Source organism: Glutamicibacter protophormiae (assembly GCF_014647495.1).
GTDB classification, from domain to species: domain Bacteria; phylum Actinomycetota; class Actinomycetes; order Actinomycetales; family Micrococcaceae; genus Glutamicibacter; species Glutamicibacter protophormiae.
In genome coordinates this window covers 86,661-102,368 of record NZ_BMPH01000006.1, presented here as the reverse complement: position 1 = coordinate 102,368, position 15,708 = coordinate 86,661, and the positions used below count along the sequence as shown (strand labels likewise).

At 69.2% G+C, this 15,708-nt stretch carries 12 protein-coding genes; 8 read left to right on the top strand and 4 right to left on the bottom strand.

Features of this window, described 5'->3' with window-relative positions; genetic code table 11:
• Window positions 1-30: 30 nt before the first annotated feature.
• Window positions 31-753 (top strand): MIP/aquaporin family protein, encoded by a 723-nt coding sequence (locus IEY43_RS08965; RefSeq protein ID WP_188948266.1) that lies wholly within the window; start codon window positions 31-33, stop codon window positions 751-753.
• A 32-nt stretch (window positions 754-785) separates the two neighbouring features.
• Entirely contained in the window at window positions 786-2,306 is a 1,521-nt protein-coding gene (gene glpK / locus IEY43_RS08960; RefSeq protein ID WP_188948265.1) for a glycerol kinase GlpK, read from the top strand.
• 84 nt (window positions 2,307-2,390) lie between these two features.
• Here the strand turns inward: glpK and IEY43_RS08955 are convergent, their stop codons facing one another.
• On the bottom strand, window positions 2,391-4,226 hold the full coding sequence (locus IEY43_RS08955) for an HNH endonuclease signature motif containing protein (RefSeq protein WP_188948264.1): 1,836 nt from the start codon (window positions 4,224-4,226) through the stop codon (window positions 2,391-2,393).
• A gap of 89 nt (window positions 4,227-4,315) precedes the next feature.
• Window positions 4,316-4,819: a hypothetical protein gene (locus tag IEY43_RS08950; protein ID WP_188948263.1), complete on the bottom strand. Its 504-nt coding sequence runs from the start codon at window positions 4,817-4,819 to the stop codon at window positions 4,316-4,318.
• 274 nt (window positions 4,820-5,093) lie between these two features.
• Here IEY43_RS08950 and leuS point away from each other — a divergent pair, with 274 nt between their 5' ends.
• Genes leuS through holA form a run of 5 tightly spaced genes read left to right on the top strand, consistent with a single transcriptional unit; the run spans window position 5,094 to window position 12,586 of the window.
• Window positions 5,094-7,583 carry a leucine--tRNA ligase gene (gene leuS, locus IEY43_RS08945; protein ID WP_188948262.1) on the top strand — a complete coding sequence of 830 codons (2,490 nt, stop codon included), beginning with the start codon at window positions 5,094-5,096 and terminating at the stop codon, window positions 7,581-7,583.
• A gap of 31 nt (window positions 7,584-7,614) precedes the next feature.
• On the top strand, window positions 7,615-8,553 hold the full coding sequence (locus IEY43_RS08940) for a DegV family protein (protein WP_188948261.1): 939 nt from the start codon (window positions 7,615-7,617) through the stop codon (window positions 8,551-8,553).
• Window positions 8,554-8,568: 15 nt separating this feature from the next.
• Window positions 8,569-9,279 (top strand): ComEA family DNA-binding protein, encoded by a 711-nt coding sequence (locus IEY43_RS08935; RefSeq protein WP_188948260.1) that lies wholly within the window; start codon window positions 8,569-8,571, stop codon window positions 9,277-9,279.
• Window positions 9,280-9,289: 10 nt separating this feature from the next.
• Window positions 9,290-11,560, top strand: coding sequence for a ComEC/Rec2 family competence protein (locus tag IEY43_RS08930; protein ID WP_188948259.1), 2,271 nt, complete (start codon window positions 9,290-9,292; stop codon window positions 11,558-11,560).
• A 33-nt stretch (window positions 11,561-11,593) separates the two neighbouring features.
• Window positions 11,594-12,586: a DNA polymerase III subunit delta gene (gene holA, locus IEY43_RS08925; RefSeq protein WP_188948258.1), complete on the top strand. Its 993-nt coding sequence runs from the start codon at window positions 11,594-11,596 to the stop codon at window positions 12,584-12,586.
• A gap of 146 nt (window positions 12,587-12,732) precedes the next feature.
• Here holA and rpsT read toward each other — a convergent pair whose 3' ends face one another.
• Both rpsT and IEY43_RS08915 read right to left on the bottom strand, forming a co-directional pair.
• A complete protein-coding gene (gene rpsT / locus IEY43_RS08920; RefSeq protein ID WP_188948257.1) occupies window positions 12,733-12,993 on the bottom strand; it encodes a 30S ribosomal protein S20 in 261 nt (86 codons plus the stop codon).
• 169 nt (window positions 12,994-13,162) lie between these two features.
• Complete coding sequence (locus tag IEY43_RS08915) at window positions 13,163-13,753, bottom strand: type II toxin-antitoxin system PemK/MazF family toxin (RefSeq protein WP_188948256.1); 591 nt, start codon at window positions 13,751-13,753, stop codon at window positions 13,163-13,165.
• Between the two features lie 110 nt (window positions 13,754-13,863).
• Here IEY43_RS08915 and lepA point away from each other — a divergent pair, with 110 nt between their 5' ends.
• Window positions 13,864-15,708: a translation elongation factor 4 gene (gene lepA / locus IEY43_RS08910; protein ID WP_188948255.1), complete on the top strand. Its 1,845-nt coding sequence runs from the start codon at window positions 13,864-13,866 to the stop codon at window positions 15,706-15,708.

The following is a 15,708-nucleotide window of genomic DNA, read 5'->3' as shown; positions in this document are numbered from 1 at the left end:
GTGAAATCACCCTAAAGGTCAAAGTTGCCCATGCAAGTGTTTTTCTCCGAATTCATCGGTACATTTATCCTCGTTCTCATGGGCGCCGGCGTCTGCGCCAACGTGTCCCTGAAGGGAACCCTCGGCAGCGCCGCCGGGTGGGTCGCCATCAGCTTCGGCTGGGGCCTGGCCGTCTTTTCCGGGGTCTGGGTCTCGGCGCCCTCCGGTGCGCACCTGAACCCCGCCGTCACCCTGGGCCTGATGGTCAACCCCGAAGCGACGGAACTCGCCCCTGGTGTGCCCAAGGCGATGGCCACCGCGCTGGTCTACGTGGCGGCGCAATTCATCGGCGCCTTCCTGGGCGCGGTCGTCGCCTGGCTCGCCTACAAGAAGCACTTCGACGAACCGGCAAACCAGGGCAAGGTGCTCGGGATTTTCGCCACCGGCCCGGCCATCCGCTCCTACGGGTGGAACACGGTCTCGGAGATCATCGGCACCTTCGTGCTGGTCTTCGTGATCGGCGGCTTCGGCGGGACCCCGCATGGTCTCGGCCCGCTGGCCGTGGGCCTGCTGGTTGTCGCGATCGGCCTATCCCTGGGCGGCGCAACCGGATACGCTATCAATCCGGCACGCGACCTCGCCCCACGTCTTGCGCATGCGGTGCTGCCGATCCCCGGCAAGGGATCCTCGGACTGGTCCTACTCATGGGTTCCCGTCGTCGGTCCGCTGGCCGGCGGAGCCCTGGGCGGCCTGGCCGTCGCCGTCCTGCTGTAATGCCCGCACCCTCTACAGAAAGTTGATTGACCGTGAGCAACAAGTACGTCATCGCCATTGACCAGGGAACCACCAGCTCCCGCGCCATCGTCTTCGACCACGCAGGAGAGGTCGTCTCCGTGGGGCAGAAGGAACACGAACAGATCTTCCCGGCCGCCGGATGGGTCGAGCACAACCCGGCCGAGATCTGGGACAACGTGCGCGAAGTCATCGGCAACGCGTTGGCCAAGGAGAACCTGACCCGCCACGACATCGAGGTCGTCGGCATCACCAATCAGCGCGAAACCACCGTGGTGTGGGACAAGCGCACGGGCGAGCCGGTCTACAATGCGATCGTCTGGCAGGATACCCGCACCCAGGACATCGTCGACGCGCTGTCGGCCGAGGGCGGGATCGAGCGTTACAAGGACCGCGTCGGGCTGCCGCTGGCCACCTACTTCGCCGGCACCAAGATCAAGTGGATCCTGGACAACGTCGAGGGCGCGCGCGAACGCGCCGAGGCCGGGGACCTGCTGTTCGGCACCACCGACACCTGGGTGCTGTGGAACCTGACCGGCGGGCCGGAAGGCGGAGTGCACGTCACCGACGTCACCAACGCCTCGCGCACGCTGTTCATGAACCTGCAGACCCTGCAGTGGGACGAGCAGATCCTGGCCGACTTCGGCGTCCCGGCCTCGATGCTGCCGGCCATCAAGTCCTCCTCCGAGGTCTACGGCGCCGTGGCGTCGAACCAGCTGCTGCGCGAGGTGCCGGTCGCCGGCATCCTGGGCGACCAGCAGGCGGCGACCTTCGGCCAGGCGGCGTTCGGCGCGGGCAGCGCGAAGAACACCTACGGCACCGGCTGCTTCCTGATCTTCAACACCGGCGAAGAGATCGTCTCCTCGAGCAACGGGCTGATCACCACCCTGGCCTACAAGCTGGGCGACGCGGCCCCGGTGTACGCGCTGGAGGGCTCGATCGCCGTCGCCGGTTCGCTGGTGCAGTGGCTGCGCGACAACATCGGCATGATCGCCAGCGCGCCGGAGATCGAGGAGCTGGCCAGCCAGGTGTCGGACAACGGCGGGGTGTACATCGTGCCGGCGTTCTCCGGGCTGTTCGCCCCGTACTGGCGCTCGGATGCCCGCGGCGCGATCGTCGGGCTGACCCGCTTCGCCGACAAGCACCACATCGCCCGGGCGGCCCTGGAATCCACGGCCTTCCAGACCCGGGAGGTGCTCGACGCGGTCAACGCCGACGCCGAGGTGCCGCTGACCGAGCTGAAGGTGGACGGCGGCATGGTCGCCAACGAGCACCTGATGCAGTTCCAGGCCGACATCCTCGGTGTGCCGGTGGTCCGCCCGAAGGTCACCGAGACCACCGCGCTGGGCGCGGCCTACGCCGCCGGCCTGGCCGTCGGCTTCTGGAAGGACCTCGGCGAGCTGGAGGCGAACTGGTCCGAGGACAAGCGCTGGGAGCCGGTGATGGGCGCCGAAGAGCGCGAACGCAGCCTGCGGCTGTGGAAGAAGGCGGTCACCCGCACCTTCGACTGGGTCGACGAGGACACCAAGGCCTAGAAGCTGAGGGGTTTCCCGGCGGCCAAGCCGCCGGCGGACCAAGGGTCCCGGTCAAACACCAGGTTGGCCGGGATCCTTTTTCGTTCACCCGCGCCGGTCCGCGGGAGGTCCCGCTTCCGGGGGCGGCCCTGCGCCGGGCGGGTCCTCGCCGAGCTGCAGGGCTCCCCAGTAGGTGTTGCGCCGGGGCTTCTGCTCCGGGTCCAGGTGCGGGGGCAGCAGCACATGCGGCAGCCCGTCCACGTCGACGACCTTGAACTGGCCGGAATGGCGGCCGTGGTGCTCGTTGGAGCACATCGCCGCCCCGGAGTCGACGCTGGTGGTTCCGCCCTCGGACCACGGCTTCTTGTAGTGGTCGATCTCCACCAGGTCCGGCGGCGTCGTGCACTCGGGCACAATGCAGCCGCGGTCGCGGGCCATCACCGCCATCTTGAGGTATCCCTGGTGGAAGCGCCTGGAGCGGCCGACGTCGATCGGCTGGCTGTTGCCGCCCAGCACCAGCGGGATCACCCGCGCGGTGGCCAGCAGGCGCCGCAGTTCACCCGGCGGGATGTCCACCCCGTGGGCAGTGATGCCGTGGGCCTCGGCCAGGTTCTGCAGGTCCTTGAGCCAGAGGTAGACCAGCATCTTCGGGACGATCGGCTTGGCGGCTGCGCCTGCGGGCGGCGCGGCGAGGATGGCCATCAGCGCGTTCAGCCGGCGCAGCGGGGCGCTGGGCTCTTCCGGAGCCGGAGTTCCGGTTGCCGTTTCGTCCGTTTCGGCCGTTTCGTCCGCGTCCTGCGCGTCATCGGGTTCCGGTCCATCCTGCTCCGGGGTGCGGTCCGCGCCGCCGTTCGGGCAGGCTTCCTCCGCAGCCCAGTCGGGCATCGGGGACTCGGGCCGGAGCCAGTCCGGGGTCGGCCGCTCGTTGCCGGGGGTGGTGTCCGCGGTGTCCGCGGTGTCAGCGTTGTCCGCCTCGGGGGAGTTCTGCTGTGCTCGGGAGTCCGGGGTTCCGGAGCCTTCCGCGCCGGATGAACCGCCGGAATCCGCCTCGGGCTTGCGCGCATGCCGGCCGGCCTTGGTGCGTTTGCTGCCGGCCTGGGCCGCCACCGAGCGCAGGTATTCCGCGTGGGTGGCCAGCGTGCGCAGGGTGAAGGTGTGCACGCCGCGCACGACGGGCCCGATGAACAGGCCCAAATCCGGCGGAAGCTTGTCCTCGTGCAGGTCCTTGTAGGCCTTGACCAGGGTGCCGATCTGCTTGCGCGCCTCGATCGGGCCGAGCCCGCGCAGCTCCATCGCGGCGTGCTCCTCCAGCGGCCGGCCGTCGGGGGCGCGGGCGGTGAGCGTGCTCGGCACCCCGTCAAAGGTGGTGTCCGGCTTCTCCAGCTTCTCCAGGCTGCGGGCCACGCCGGCGATGGCGCGGCGATCCGCCAGCCCGTCGGCGTAGAGCCCGGCCAGGTGCTCGAAGCGCGGCGCGCAGATGGTGCCCTGGGCGGTGCGGCGGCCGATGAGCAGGTGCGCGTCGTCGATCCGGCGCTGCGCCTCGAAATAGGTGATGCCCAGCCACGCGGCGAGCAGATCGCCGGCGCTCTTGTAGCAGGCGCGCCCGGAGGCGACGTCGGGTTCGGACTCAAGGTCGCAGGTTCCTGCGCGCAGCGCGTCGTAGGTGGCCAGACTGAGCCCGGCCGCGCCGGCGACCTCGGCATCCAGTGCGCAGGCCAGCTGCTGATGGTGCACCTGCTGGCCGAAGTCTTCCACCAGCTGCGCGTGGGCCAGGACCAGGCGCGGATCCCTGGAGTCGCGGACCAGCCGGCCCAGCGCGGTGAACAAGGCCAGGCACAGCGCGCCCAGACGCACCAGCATCCCAGCGGTGAGCTGGGTCCCCAGGTGCTTCGGGGAGGTGCACAGGGTGTGCAGCGCGGTGAGCAGGGCTTCGGTGGTCATGGCTCCAGCCTCCACCCGGCGCCGGCCGCACGGGGGCGGTTGCGTGCGCAGTGTGGATAACCCCGGTGGGCGGAAGCGCCCGCTGCGGGCTACGGCGCCGCGGAGGCGGAATGCGAGGCTGGATCCTCGGGCGCCGGCGGCAGGTCCGGGTAGACCTGGTCGGGCAGCCCGATGGTGTAGCCGGCATCCCAGACCGCGTGGCCGGTGACCGCGACCTGGCCCTCGCCCTCGGCGCTGCCCAGCTGCACGGAATACGCGCTGCCCATCTGCTCGCCGACGCGCACCTGCACGTTCTGCGGGGTGACTCCTGCCTTGGCCAGCAGCTCCCGGGTCGCATCGATCATGCCCGGCTCCAGTTCGATGCCAACGTACGGGGTGGCGACCCGGCAGGCGGCGTCCAGGTCCTGGTCGTACGCGGCCTGGACCAGCTGGCGGCCTGCCTGCTCCAGGGAAGCGACGGGTTTCCTGCCGTCGCAGGTGTGCCCCTCGTAGGTGCCGAGCAGGGCGCAACCGGCCAGCAGGAGGGCGCTGGCGGGCAGCAGCAGCAGCGGGGCGGCGAAGCGGCGCGCGAGGCGCGGGGAGCGTAAGGTCATGAGCCAATTGTGGCAGGCGCCGCGATCGTACGCCTGGACGTGGCGCACATGCAGGCGGCGCGGCCTGGACTGTGGCCAAGCTTGCGCTTCACGGATGCGGCGAGCACCGCCGCCGGTGCGGTAGAATCTCCCTATGTATTCCCAGCGCGACCTAGCCTAAGAACGGCCATGCGGCCGTACCCCCGAGTGGAAATTTGGGGGCTTTTGTTGTGTCTGGAAGCAGAAACCAGTTTTCCGTCAGGAAATTTTTCCGCGAATCTGTGAGAAGAGCTCAGTGACATCATCGACGAACGAGACCAGAACCTACGACTTCAAGGACATTGAGTCCAAGTGGCTACCGGTTTGGGACGAGCTAGAGGTGTTCAAGCCGGCCGACGACGGCACGCGTGAACGCCGCTACGTGCTGGACATGTTCCCGTACCCCTCGGGCGACCTGCACATGGGCCACGCCGAGGCCTTCGCCATGGGCGACGTCGTGGCTCGGTACTGGCGCTTGCGCGGCTACGATGTCATGCACCCCATCGGATGGGACTCCTTCGGGCTGCCCGCGGAGAACGCCGCGATCAAGAACAACGCGCACCCCGCGGACTGGACCTACACGAACATCGACACCCAGGCCGCCAGCTTCAAGCGCTACGCGATTTCCGCCGACTGGGACCGCCGCCTGCACACCTCGGATCCCGAGTACTACCGCTGGACCCAGTGGCTGTTCACCAAGTTCTTCGAGAAGGGCCTGGCCTACCGCAAGGACCACCCGGTGAACTGGTGCCCGAAGGACCAGACTGTGCTGGCCAACGAGCAGGTCGTCAACGGCGCCTGCGAACGCTGCGGCACCGCGGTGACCAAGAAGTCGCTGAACCAGTGGTACTTCAAGATCACCGAGTACGCCGACCGCCTGCTGGAAGACATGGAGCAGCTCAAGGGCCACTGGCCCGAGCGCGTGCTGCTGATGCAGAAGAACTGGATCGGCCGTTCCGAGGGCGCCGAAGTGACCTTCGAGATCGAGGCGCACCAGGAGCAGCCGGCGGTGAAGATCCCGGTCTTCACCACCCGCCCGGACACCCTGTACGGGGCGACCTTCATGGTGGTCGCCGCGGATGCGGAGCTGGCCGGCGAGCTGGTCACCGACGAGCACCGCGAAGCCCTGGAAGCCTACCAGGAGCAGGTCAAGGCGCTGTCCGAGATCGAGCGCCAGTCCACCGAACGCGAAAAGACCGGTGTGTTCACCGGGCGCTTCGGCATCAACCCGCTGTCGGGGGAGAAGCTGCCGATCTGGGCTGCCGACTACGTGCTGGCCGACTACGGCACCGGGGCGATCATGGCCGTGCCCGCGCACGACCAGCGCGACCTGGACTTCGCGCGCACCTTCGACCTGCCGGTGCGCGTGGTCGTCGACACCGGCCTGGAGGACCCGAACGACACCGGCGTCGCCACCGCCGGGGAGGGCCAGCTGGTCAACTCCGGCGAACTGAACGGGCTGACCAAGGTGGACGCGATCGCCAAGGCCATCGAGCTCGTGGAAGCCGCCGGCACCGGCGAGCACACCGTGAACTTCCGCCTGCGCGACTGGCTGCTGTCCCGCCAGCGCTTCTGGGGCACCCCGATCCCGATCATCCACTGCGAAGCCTGCGGCGAGGTCCCGGTTCCCGGGGACCAGCTGCCGGTGCGCCTGCCCGATGACCTGCGCGGCGAGCAGCTCTCCCCGAAGGGCACCAGCCCGCTGGCGGCTGCCGAGGACTGGGTCAACGTGGCGTGCCCGAGCTGCGGCGGCACCGCGAAGCGCGACACCGACACCATGGACACCTTCGTGGACTCTTCCTGGTACTTCCTGCGCTTCGTGTCCCCGAACTACACCGAAGGCCCGTTCGACCCGAAGGCCGTGCGCGACTGGATGCCGGTGGGGCAGTACGTCGGCGGCGTCGAGCACGCGATCCTGCACCTGCTGTACTCCCGCTTCTTCACCAAGGTCATCTACGACCTGGGCCTGATCGACGTGCAGGAGCCGTTCAGCGCGCTGCTGAACCAGGGCCAGGTGCTCAACGGCGGCAAGGCCATGAGCAAGTCGCTGGGCAACGGCGTGGACCTGGGCCAGCAGCTGGACAAGTTCGGCGTGGACGCGGTGCGCCTGACCATGGTGTTCGCCTCCCCGCCGGAGGACGACGTGGACTGGGCCGACGTCTCGCCGTACGGTTCGCAGAAGTTCCTGGCCCGCGCCTGGCGAGTGGCCCAGGACGTGGCCAGCGCCCCGGGCGTGGACTATCGGGAAGGCGACAAGGCGCTGCGCCAGGTCACCCACCGCACCGTGCACGAGTCCGCCGCGCTGCTGGATTCGGGCAAGTTCAACGTGGTGATCGCCAAGACCATGGAGCTGGTCAACGCCGCCCGCAAGACCATCGACTCGGGCGCCGGCGCGGCCGATCCGTCGGTGCGCGAGGCCGCGACCGTGGTCGCCCAGCTGCTGAGCCTGTTCGCCCCGTACACCGCCGAGGACATGTGGGAGGCGCTGGGCTACGCCCCGAGCGTCGCGACCAGCGCCTGGCCGGACGTGGACGAGTCGCTGCTGGTGGATGACACCGTCACCGCCGTGGTGCAGATCAAGGGCAAGGTGCGCGCGCGCCTCGAAGTTCCGGTGGACATCTCCGAGGACGAGCTGCGCGAGCAGGCGCTGGCCCACGAGGCCGTCGTGCGCATGCTGGACGGGAAGGCGCCGCTGAAGGTCATCGTGCGCGCCCCGAAGCTCGTGAACGTGGTTCCGGCGCCGTAGTTCCGGCCGACGCGTACCGTAAGCTCAAGACATGACTGAGCGATCCAAGAGCCCACGCACGGGCTGGCTGCACAAGCTGCTGGCCCCGCGTGGGCTTTCCGGCGCCCGGATCGGGGTGGTGACCGATTCGGCCTCCTGCCTGCCGCCGGCGCTGCTGGCCAGCGCTGACTTCATCCAGCTGGGCATCCCGATCATCGTGGACAACCATGTGCACGGGGAGGACGTGAACGCGCTGATGATGGGCCTGGCCATGGGCCAGAGCGTGAAAACCTCGAGGCCGGCCCCCGGCGAGTTCGCGCGCGCCTATGCGCAGCTGGCCGCGGCCGGCTGCCGGGAGGTCGTCTCCATCCACCTCTCCGCGGGGCTCTCCGGGACGGTGGACGCCGCCCGGCTGGCCGCCTCCCAGGCCCCGGTGCCGGTGAGCGTCATCGATTCGCGCACCGTGGCGATGGCCCAGGGCTTCGCGGTCGCCGACGTGCTCGCCGCGCGCGACGCCGGCGCGCAGCTGGGCATGCTGGAGCAGATCGCCTCCGGCGCCGCCGGCAATACCATCTACTTCGCGGTGCCCTCCCTGGAGCAGCTGCGCCGCGGCGGGCGGATCAGCGCGGTCTCCTCGGTGTTCGGCAGCCTGCTGAACGTCAAGCCGATCCTGGGCCTGGCCGACGGGGTCATCGCCCCGCTGGAGAAGCCGCGCTCCTTCGCCCGCGCCCAGGCGCGGCTGGTCGCCCTCGCCCAGCGCGACGCCGCCGCGGCGCAGGGCCCGGTGCGGCTGGGGGTCATGCACTTCGGCGCCGCGGAGCTGGCCACCGAGATCGCCACCGAGCTGAACCCGTACTGCGCCGGCGAGGTGCTCATCGAGTCGCTGCCGGCGGTGCTGGCCGCGCACACCGGCATGGGGGTGCTCGGCGTGGCCGTGGCCCCGCTGTATCCACAGCCCGCGCCGCAACCCCAGCAGCCGCCCGCCCGCTAACGCACACTGGCTCCCATGGGGCGCCATGACTTCTTCAGCAGGTATGCGCCGCGTGCCTCGCGGCTGCGATTCGCCGTGAGCCGCGTGGCGGTGCTCGTGCTGGTGCTGGTGGTGCTGGCCTGGATCGGGCTGTCGATCCTGCTGGCCCCGCCGCCGACCACCACGCAGCTGCAGACCGTGCCGCTGGTTTCCGATCCCTCGCCGCCGGGCACCGCTGCGCCCGGCCCCTCCGCCGCGTCCTCCGCCGACCCCGGCAGCTCCGCGGGCGCGGTGACCGTGCACGTGGTCGGCGCGGTGAAGCGGCCCGGGGTCTACACCCTGCCCGCCGGATCGCGCATCGCCGACGCGCTGGAGGCGGCCGGCGGCCTGCGGCGCTCCGCCCGCCCCGAACTGCTGAACCTGGCCGCGCGGCTGGCCGACGGGCAGCAGATCGTGCTGCCCGGCGCCTCGGACGCCCCGGCCCCCGCCGCCCCCTCCGCCGCCGGCCCTTCAAGCGGCGCATCCTCCGGCACGCCGGGCGGGGCGCAGCGCGGCGGGAAGATCTCGCTGAACAGCGCCGACGCCCAGCAGCTGCAGGAACTGCCGGGCATCGGTCCCGCGCTGGCCCAGCGCATCATCGACTTCCGCGAAGCCAACGGCCCGTTCGCCTCCGTGGAGGAGCTGGACGCGGTCTCCGGGATCGGCCCCGCGGTGCTGGGCAACCTGCGCGAGCTGGTGCAGCCGTGAGGGGCTCGTAGTGCGCACCGACTTCCGCGGGCTGTGGCTGCTGGCCGGGGCCTGGCTCGCCGCGTTGCTGCCGCCGCCGGGGTGGGCGGTGCTGATGCTGCTCGCGCTCTTCGCCGGGTTGTTCGCGCTGCTGCTGCGCGTCCGGCACGACGCGCCCCATGCGGCCCCGTGGTTCACCGGCCCGCTGGTGCTGCTGCTCGCGGCGCTGGCGGTGCTCGGCACGCACCCGGGCGCGGCCGACTGCACGCTGCCCGACCCCGGAGCGCAGCAGCGCCGGATCACCGCGCATTTCACGGACCCGCCGCGGCCCGTCGACGGCGGCGGGGTCGCCGGCGCGGCGCAGCTGGATGGCTACCAGCACCAGGGCCAGTGGCGGCGCTGCGAGCTCCCGATCCACCTGTCCCTGGGCGGCCCGCTGCCGGGCAGGGCGCGCGACCTCACCGTGATCGCTTCGCTGCAGCCGGCGGGGGACTCTGGCAGCTTCCGCTGGTGGGCCCGCGCCGACAGCGAGCCGCGGGTCACCAGCTGGCAGCTGCCCACCCCCGCCTCGAACCTCAAGGAGCACTTCGCCGCGCAGCTGGACGGGCTGCCGCCCGACGCCAGGGCGCTGCTGCCGGGCATGCTCTACGGGGACCGCTCAGGACAGGACGAGGAACTGGGCGAGGCGATGCGGGGCAGCGGGCTGAGCCACCTGACCGCGGTCAGCGGGTCGAACATCGCCCTGGTCGGCTCGATGCTGATGGTGCTGCTGCGGCTGTTCGCCGTGCCCCGGGTGCTGGCCGGGGTCCTGATGGCCGGCGGGCTGGGTCTGTTCGTCGCCTTCGTCGGCCCGGATCCCAGCGTGCTGCGGGCGGGACTGATGGGCGCGATCGCGGTCTTCTCGCTGCTTTCCGGGCGCGGGCAGGGCTCGCTGGGCATCCTCGGACTGAGCGCCTCGGTGCTGCTGGTCCTGGACCCGTCGCTGGCCGCCGAGCCGGCGTTCGCGCTGTCGGTGCTGGCCACCGCCGGCATCATCATGCTCACCGTGCCGCTGTCCGAGCTGGCCGCCCGGTTCCTGCCCGCGCCGCTGGCGGAACCGACCGCGATCTGCTGCGCCGCCCAGTTCACCTGCCTGCCGGTGGTGATCTCGCTGAATGCGGACTTCAGCCTCTACTCGCTGCCGGCGAACCTGCTGGTTGCTCCGCTGCTGCCGGTGATCACGGGGCTCGGGGTGGCCGCGCTGCTGCTGTGCACCGTGCTGCCCGGCGCCGCGCACGCCTTGGCCTGGCTGATCGGATGGCCGGCCGAAGCGGTCGGGCAGCTCGCCCGGCTGGCCGTGCGGCTGCCCGGGGCCAGCCGCCCGTGGCCCGAGGGGATGCCGGGCATCGTGGTCGCGGCCGGCATCGCGGCGGTCTTCTGCGTGCTGCTGGTCGCCGGGAGCCAGACCGAGCGGCTGCGCGTGCGCCGGATCTGTCTGGCCCTGCTCGGGGTGCTGGCGGTGTTCCTGGCCGCGCTGGTGCTGCCGGCCACGCTGTTCTGGAAACCTGCCGTGGACCAGCCCTGGTCCATCGCGATGTGCGACGTGGGCCAGGGCGACGCGCTGGTCATCCGCGACGGCGAGTCCGCGGGCTGGCTGATCGACGCCGGGCCGCCCGATGGCGGGGTGGCCGGCTGCCTGCGCCAGCTGGGCATCGAGTCGCTGACCAAGGTATTCATCACGCACCAGGATGCCGACCATTTCGGCGGCGTGCCGGAGCTCGAGTCCTCGGGCATCGACCTGGGGGAGCGGCTGGTCTCCGCGGGATTTCCGGAGCCGCTGTGGCAGCCGCACCGGGCGCTGCTCCCGGGGGACACCGGGCAGGGGCAGGGCGTGTCCTACCGGGTCATCGGCCCGGATCCCGCGGCCGTGGCTGGCGCGGAGCCGAACGACATTTCGCTGGTGCTGCGCTTCACCTTCACCCGCGGGGACCGGCAGATCGACTTCCTCACCGCCGGGGACATGGAGGAGCAGGCCATGCACCGGCTGCTCGCGGCCCACCCGCAGGGTCCCGCCGCGATCCTCAAGGCCTCGCACCACGGGGCCCGCAACGGCGGGCAGGAGCTGGTCGCAGCGGCCCGGCCCCGGGTGTTCCTGGTGTCGGTGGGCGCCAAGAACACCTACGGACACCCCAACCAGGGCATCCTCGACACGGCCCAGGCGCAGGGCGCGCAGGTGCTGCGCACCGATAGGCTGGGCACCGTTCTGCTCACATTGGATGCCGACGGCGTGCACGCGGCCTCGCTGGGGGCGCCGGTTCGGTAGGATCGATATATTGCACCTGCACTAAGGAGTTCGATGGCACGCGCCCAGGCCAATCCCGGGATCTCTTGGCGAGACCTCACCCCGCAGCCGCTGATCCTGCTCTCCGGCTCCGAGCAGTACCTGGCTTCCCGCGCCTTCGAACTGCTGCGCGCCCAGGCGGCCTCCCGCGAGGACATCGCCCACACACGGCTGAACGCGCAGAGCTACGAACCGGGGGAACTGCTGCTGGCCACCAGCGCCTCGCTGTTCTCCACCGCGAACCTGGTCGAGATCCACGACCTGGCGACCATGAACGAGTACTTCCTGAAGGACGCGCTGGCCTACCTCAAGAGCCCCGCGCCGGAGAACGTGCTGATCATGCACCACTCGGGCGGCGCCCGGGGCAAGAAGCTGCTCGATGCCGTCAAGGCAGCCGGCGCGGTGCTCGTGAACTGCCAGCCGGTGAAGAAGGACGCGGAGAAGATCGAGTTCGTCACCGCCGAATTCAAGGCCGCCAAGCGGCGCATCACCAACGACGCGGTCAAGGCCTTGGTCGCCGCCGTCGGCAATTCGCTAGCCGAGCTCGGCTCCAGCTGCTCCCAGCTGATCCAGGACACGACCGGCACCGTCGACCAGGACGTGGTCGACAAGTACTACGGCGGCCGCGTGGAAGCCACCGCCTTCAAGGTCGCCGACGCGGCGATCGCCGGCAACGCCCAGGTGGCCCTGCGCACGCTGCGCCACGCGCTGGGCACCGGCACCGATCCGATCCCGATCGTCGCCACGCTGGCCATGAAGGTGCGCCAGCTGGCCAAGGTGCTGGGCGTGAACGAGCCGGCCGCGGTGCTGGCCTCCCAGCTGGGCATGGCCCCGTGGCAGGTCCAGCAGGCGCAGCAGCAGGCCCGCGGCTGGAAGCGCGCGGACTTGGCCGCCTGCGTGGAAACCATCGCGCAGACCGACCGCATGGTCAAGGGCGGGGGGCGATCGCCGGGTTATGCGCTGGAACGCGCGATCCTTTTCATCGCCGGCAAGGCCCCGCGCCACTAGCAGGCCTACGACAAGGCGCCGCCAGGAATTCTGGCGGCGCCTTCGTTGTCCCCGGTGCGCAGCCGCAGTACTGCCGCGGGCTGCACCGGGGCAAAACAAAACCCCCGGAACCGAAGTTCCGGGGGAGTTGTAGAGTCTAGCTGAGCTTAGAGGGCGTTAACCTTCTTGGCCAGGGCCGACTTGCGGTTAGCAGCGTTGTTCTTATGCAGAACACCCTTGCTAACAGCCTTGTCCAGCTTCTTGCCGGCCAGACGCAGTGCGTCGGTTGCCTTGTCCTTGTCGCCGGCAACCACAGCATCGTTGACGCTGCGGATAACGGTCTTGACCTCGGAGCGGACAGCTACGTTACGCAGGCGTGCCTTCTCGTTGGTGAGGATGCGCTTCTTCTGGGACTTGATGTTTGCCACTTAATAAACTCTCTCGTTTATCGTCTAATACGGTCGGTAGAGGGTTCATCCTTCAGGCCATCGACTGAGCGGTGTGGGGCACCTATGGCGACCCGAAGGGGGCGTGTCGCCCAACCTGCGCGACACACAAGAACTAACTCTAGCAGAACAGGCTCCCCGCAGCGACCGCTTAGCGGCGGTTGTTTAGGACCTTCACCACATTGCGGAAACGGTCCTCATCCAGGATCGCCCCTTCGCGCCGCACCGAGTCCTGGGAGAGCCGGATGATGCGGTCCAGCTTGACCTCGCTGGGGCGCCGTTCACGGTCCCAGGCTCCGGTGCCGATATCCAGGTAGTTCGGATTGTGGTGCTGCGAATTGTTCTTGTCCTTGCTGGTGAGCATCAGCCCCAGCAGCCAGCCGTCGTCGCGGCCGATGACCAGCACCGGACGGTCCTTGCCCTGCGAGTAGTCCTTTTCGAAGGGGACCCACCCCCAGACGACCTCGCCCGGGTCCGCGTCGCCGTCCATGCTCGGGTTGTACTCGTAGCGGATGGTTCCGGTGAAGTCGCCCGGGTAGCCCGACCTGGATCCCGCCGCCGGCGCGGGTCGGGGGCTGGCGCCGGCGGATCGGTTGCCTCCCGAGGCAGGACGCCGGGAGTCCGCCACGCCGCCTGGCTGCGGCTTTGCGCCGCCGGCGTTCGTGCTCTTGGTGCTGGAGGAACCCAGTTCCTTGACCGCGCGGAGGATGAAGTCGAAGATCTTCTGTGCATTCAAAGCCATGCACCACAAACTATCAGTGAGCGGCGCCGGAAATATGTTCTCACCGGCAAAGCATGACAGAATAGGCGTAATTCAATCATGTCTGCTCATCGCTAGTGAGGTCTGTTTAGGTGTCTCCATTGGCCCGCACCGCTCCGGTGCCTGCCGCGACGGATCCGTCGCTCATCCGTAACTTCTGCATCATCGCGCATATCGACCACGGCAAGTCCACCCTGGCCGACCGGATGCTGCAGCTCACCGGCGTGGTCTCTGCCCGTGACATGAAGGCCCAGTACCTGGACCGCATGGATATCGAGCGCGAGCGCGGCATCACCATCAAGTCCCAGGCCGTGCGCATGCCATGGGAGGTCGACGGCACCTCCTACGCGCTGAACATGATCGACACCCCCGGCCACGTGGACTTCACCTACGAGGTGTCCCGCTCCCTGGCTGCCTGCGAAGGCGCGGTCCTGCTGGTTGACGCGGCGCAGGGCATCGAAGCCCAGACGCTGGCCAACCTGTACCTGGCGATCGAGAGCGACCTGAACATCATTCCGGTGCTCAACAAGATCGACCTGCCCAACGCCCAGCCCGAGAAGTACGCGGCCGAGCTGGCCAACCTCATCGGCTGCGATCCGAGCGAGGTGCTGAAGGTCTCCGGCAAGACCGGCGAAGGCGTCGAAGCCCTGCTCGACGAGGTCATCAAGCAGCTCCCCGCCCCGGTGGGCGATGCAAATGCTCCGGCCCGCGCGATGATCTTCGACTCGGTCTACGACACCTACCGCGGCGTGGTGACCTACGTGCGCGTGGTCGACGGCAAGCTGGAGCCGCGCGAGCGCATCCAGATGATGTCCACCGGAAGCACCCATGAACTGCTGGAGATCGGTGTCTCCTCGCCGAACCCGGTCCCGACCAAGGGCCTGGGCGTGGGCGAGGTGGGCTACCTGATTACCGGCGTGAAGGACGTGCGCCAGTCCAAGGTCGGCGATACCGTCACCAACTCGCTGAATCCCGCGGAGAAGTCCCTCGGCGGCTACGAGGAACCGAAGCCGATGGTGTTCTCGGGCCTTTACCCGCTGGACGGCACCGACTACCCGGCGCTGCGCGATGCCCTGGACAAGCTGCAGCTCAACGACGCGGCGCTCATCTACGAGCCGGAAACCTCCGTTGCCCTGGGCTTCGGCTTCCGCGTGGGCTTCCTGGGCCTGCTGCACCTGGAAATCACCCGCCAGCGCCTGGAGAGCGAATTCAACCTGGACCTGATCTCCACCGCCCCGAACGTGGTGTACGAGGTCATGGGCGAGGACAAGCAGTTGATCACGGTGACCAACCCCTCGGAATTCCCCGACGGGAAGATCCTGGAAGTGCACGAGCCCATGGTCGCGGCGACCATCCTCGCCCCGAGCGAGTTCATCGGCGCCGTCATGGAGCTGTGCCAGTCGCGCCGCGGCACCATGCGCGGGATGGACTACCTCTCCGAGGACCGCGTGGAAATGCGCTACCACCTGCCCCTGGCAGAAATCGTGTTCGACTTCTTCGACCAGCTCAAGTCCCGGACCCGCGGCTATGCCTCGCTGGACTGGAAGGCCGACGGCGAACAGGTCGCAGACCTGGTCAAGGTCGACATCCTGCTGCAGGGCGAGCAGGTGGACGCATTCTCCGCCATCACCCACCGCGACAAGGCCTACGCCTACGGCACCATGATGACGGTGAAGCTGCGCGAGCTGATCAACCGCCAGCAGTTCGAGGTGCCGATCCAGGCCGCGATCGGTTCGCGCATCATCGCCCGCGAAACCATCCGCGCCATCCGCAAGGACGTGCTTGCCAAGTGCTACGGCGGCGACATCAGCCGCAAGCGCAAGCTGCTGGAAAAGCAGAAGGAAGGCAAGAAGCGCATGAAGATGGTCGGCCGCGTGGAGGTCCCGCAGGAGGCGTTCATCGCCGCGCTGTCCACCGACGAAACGAAAAAGAAGTAG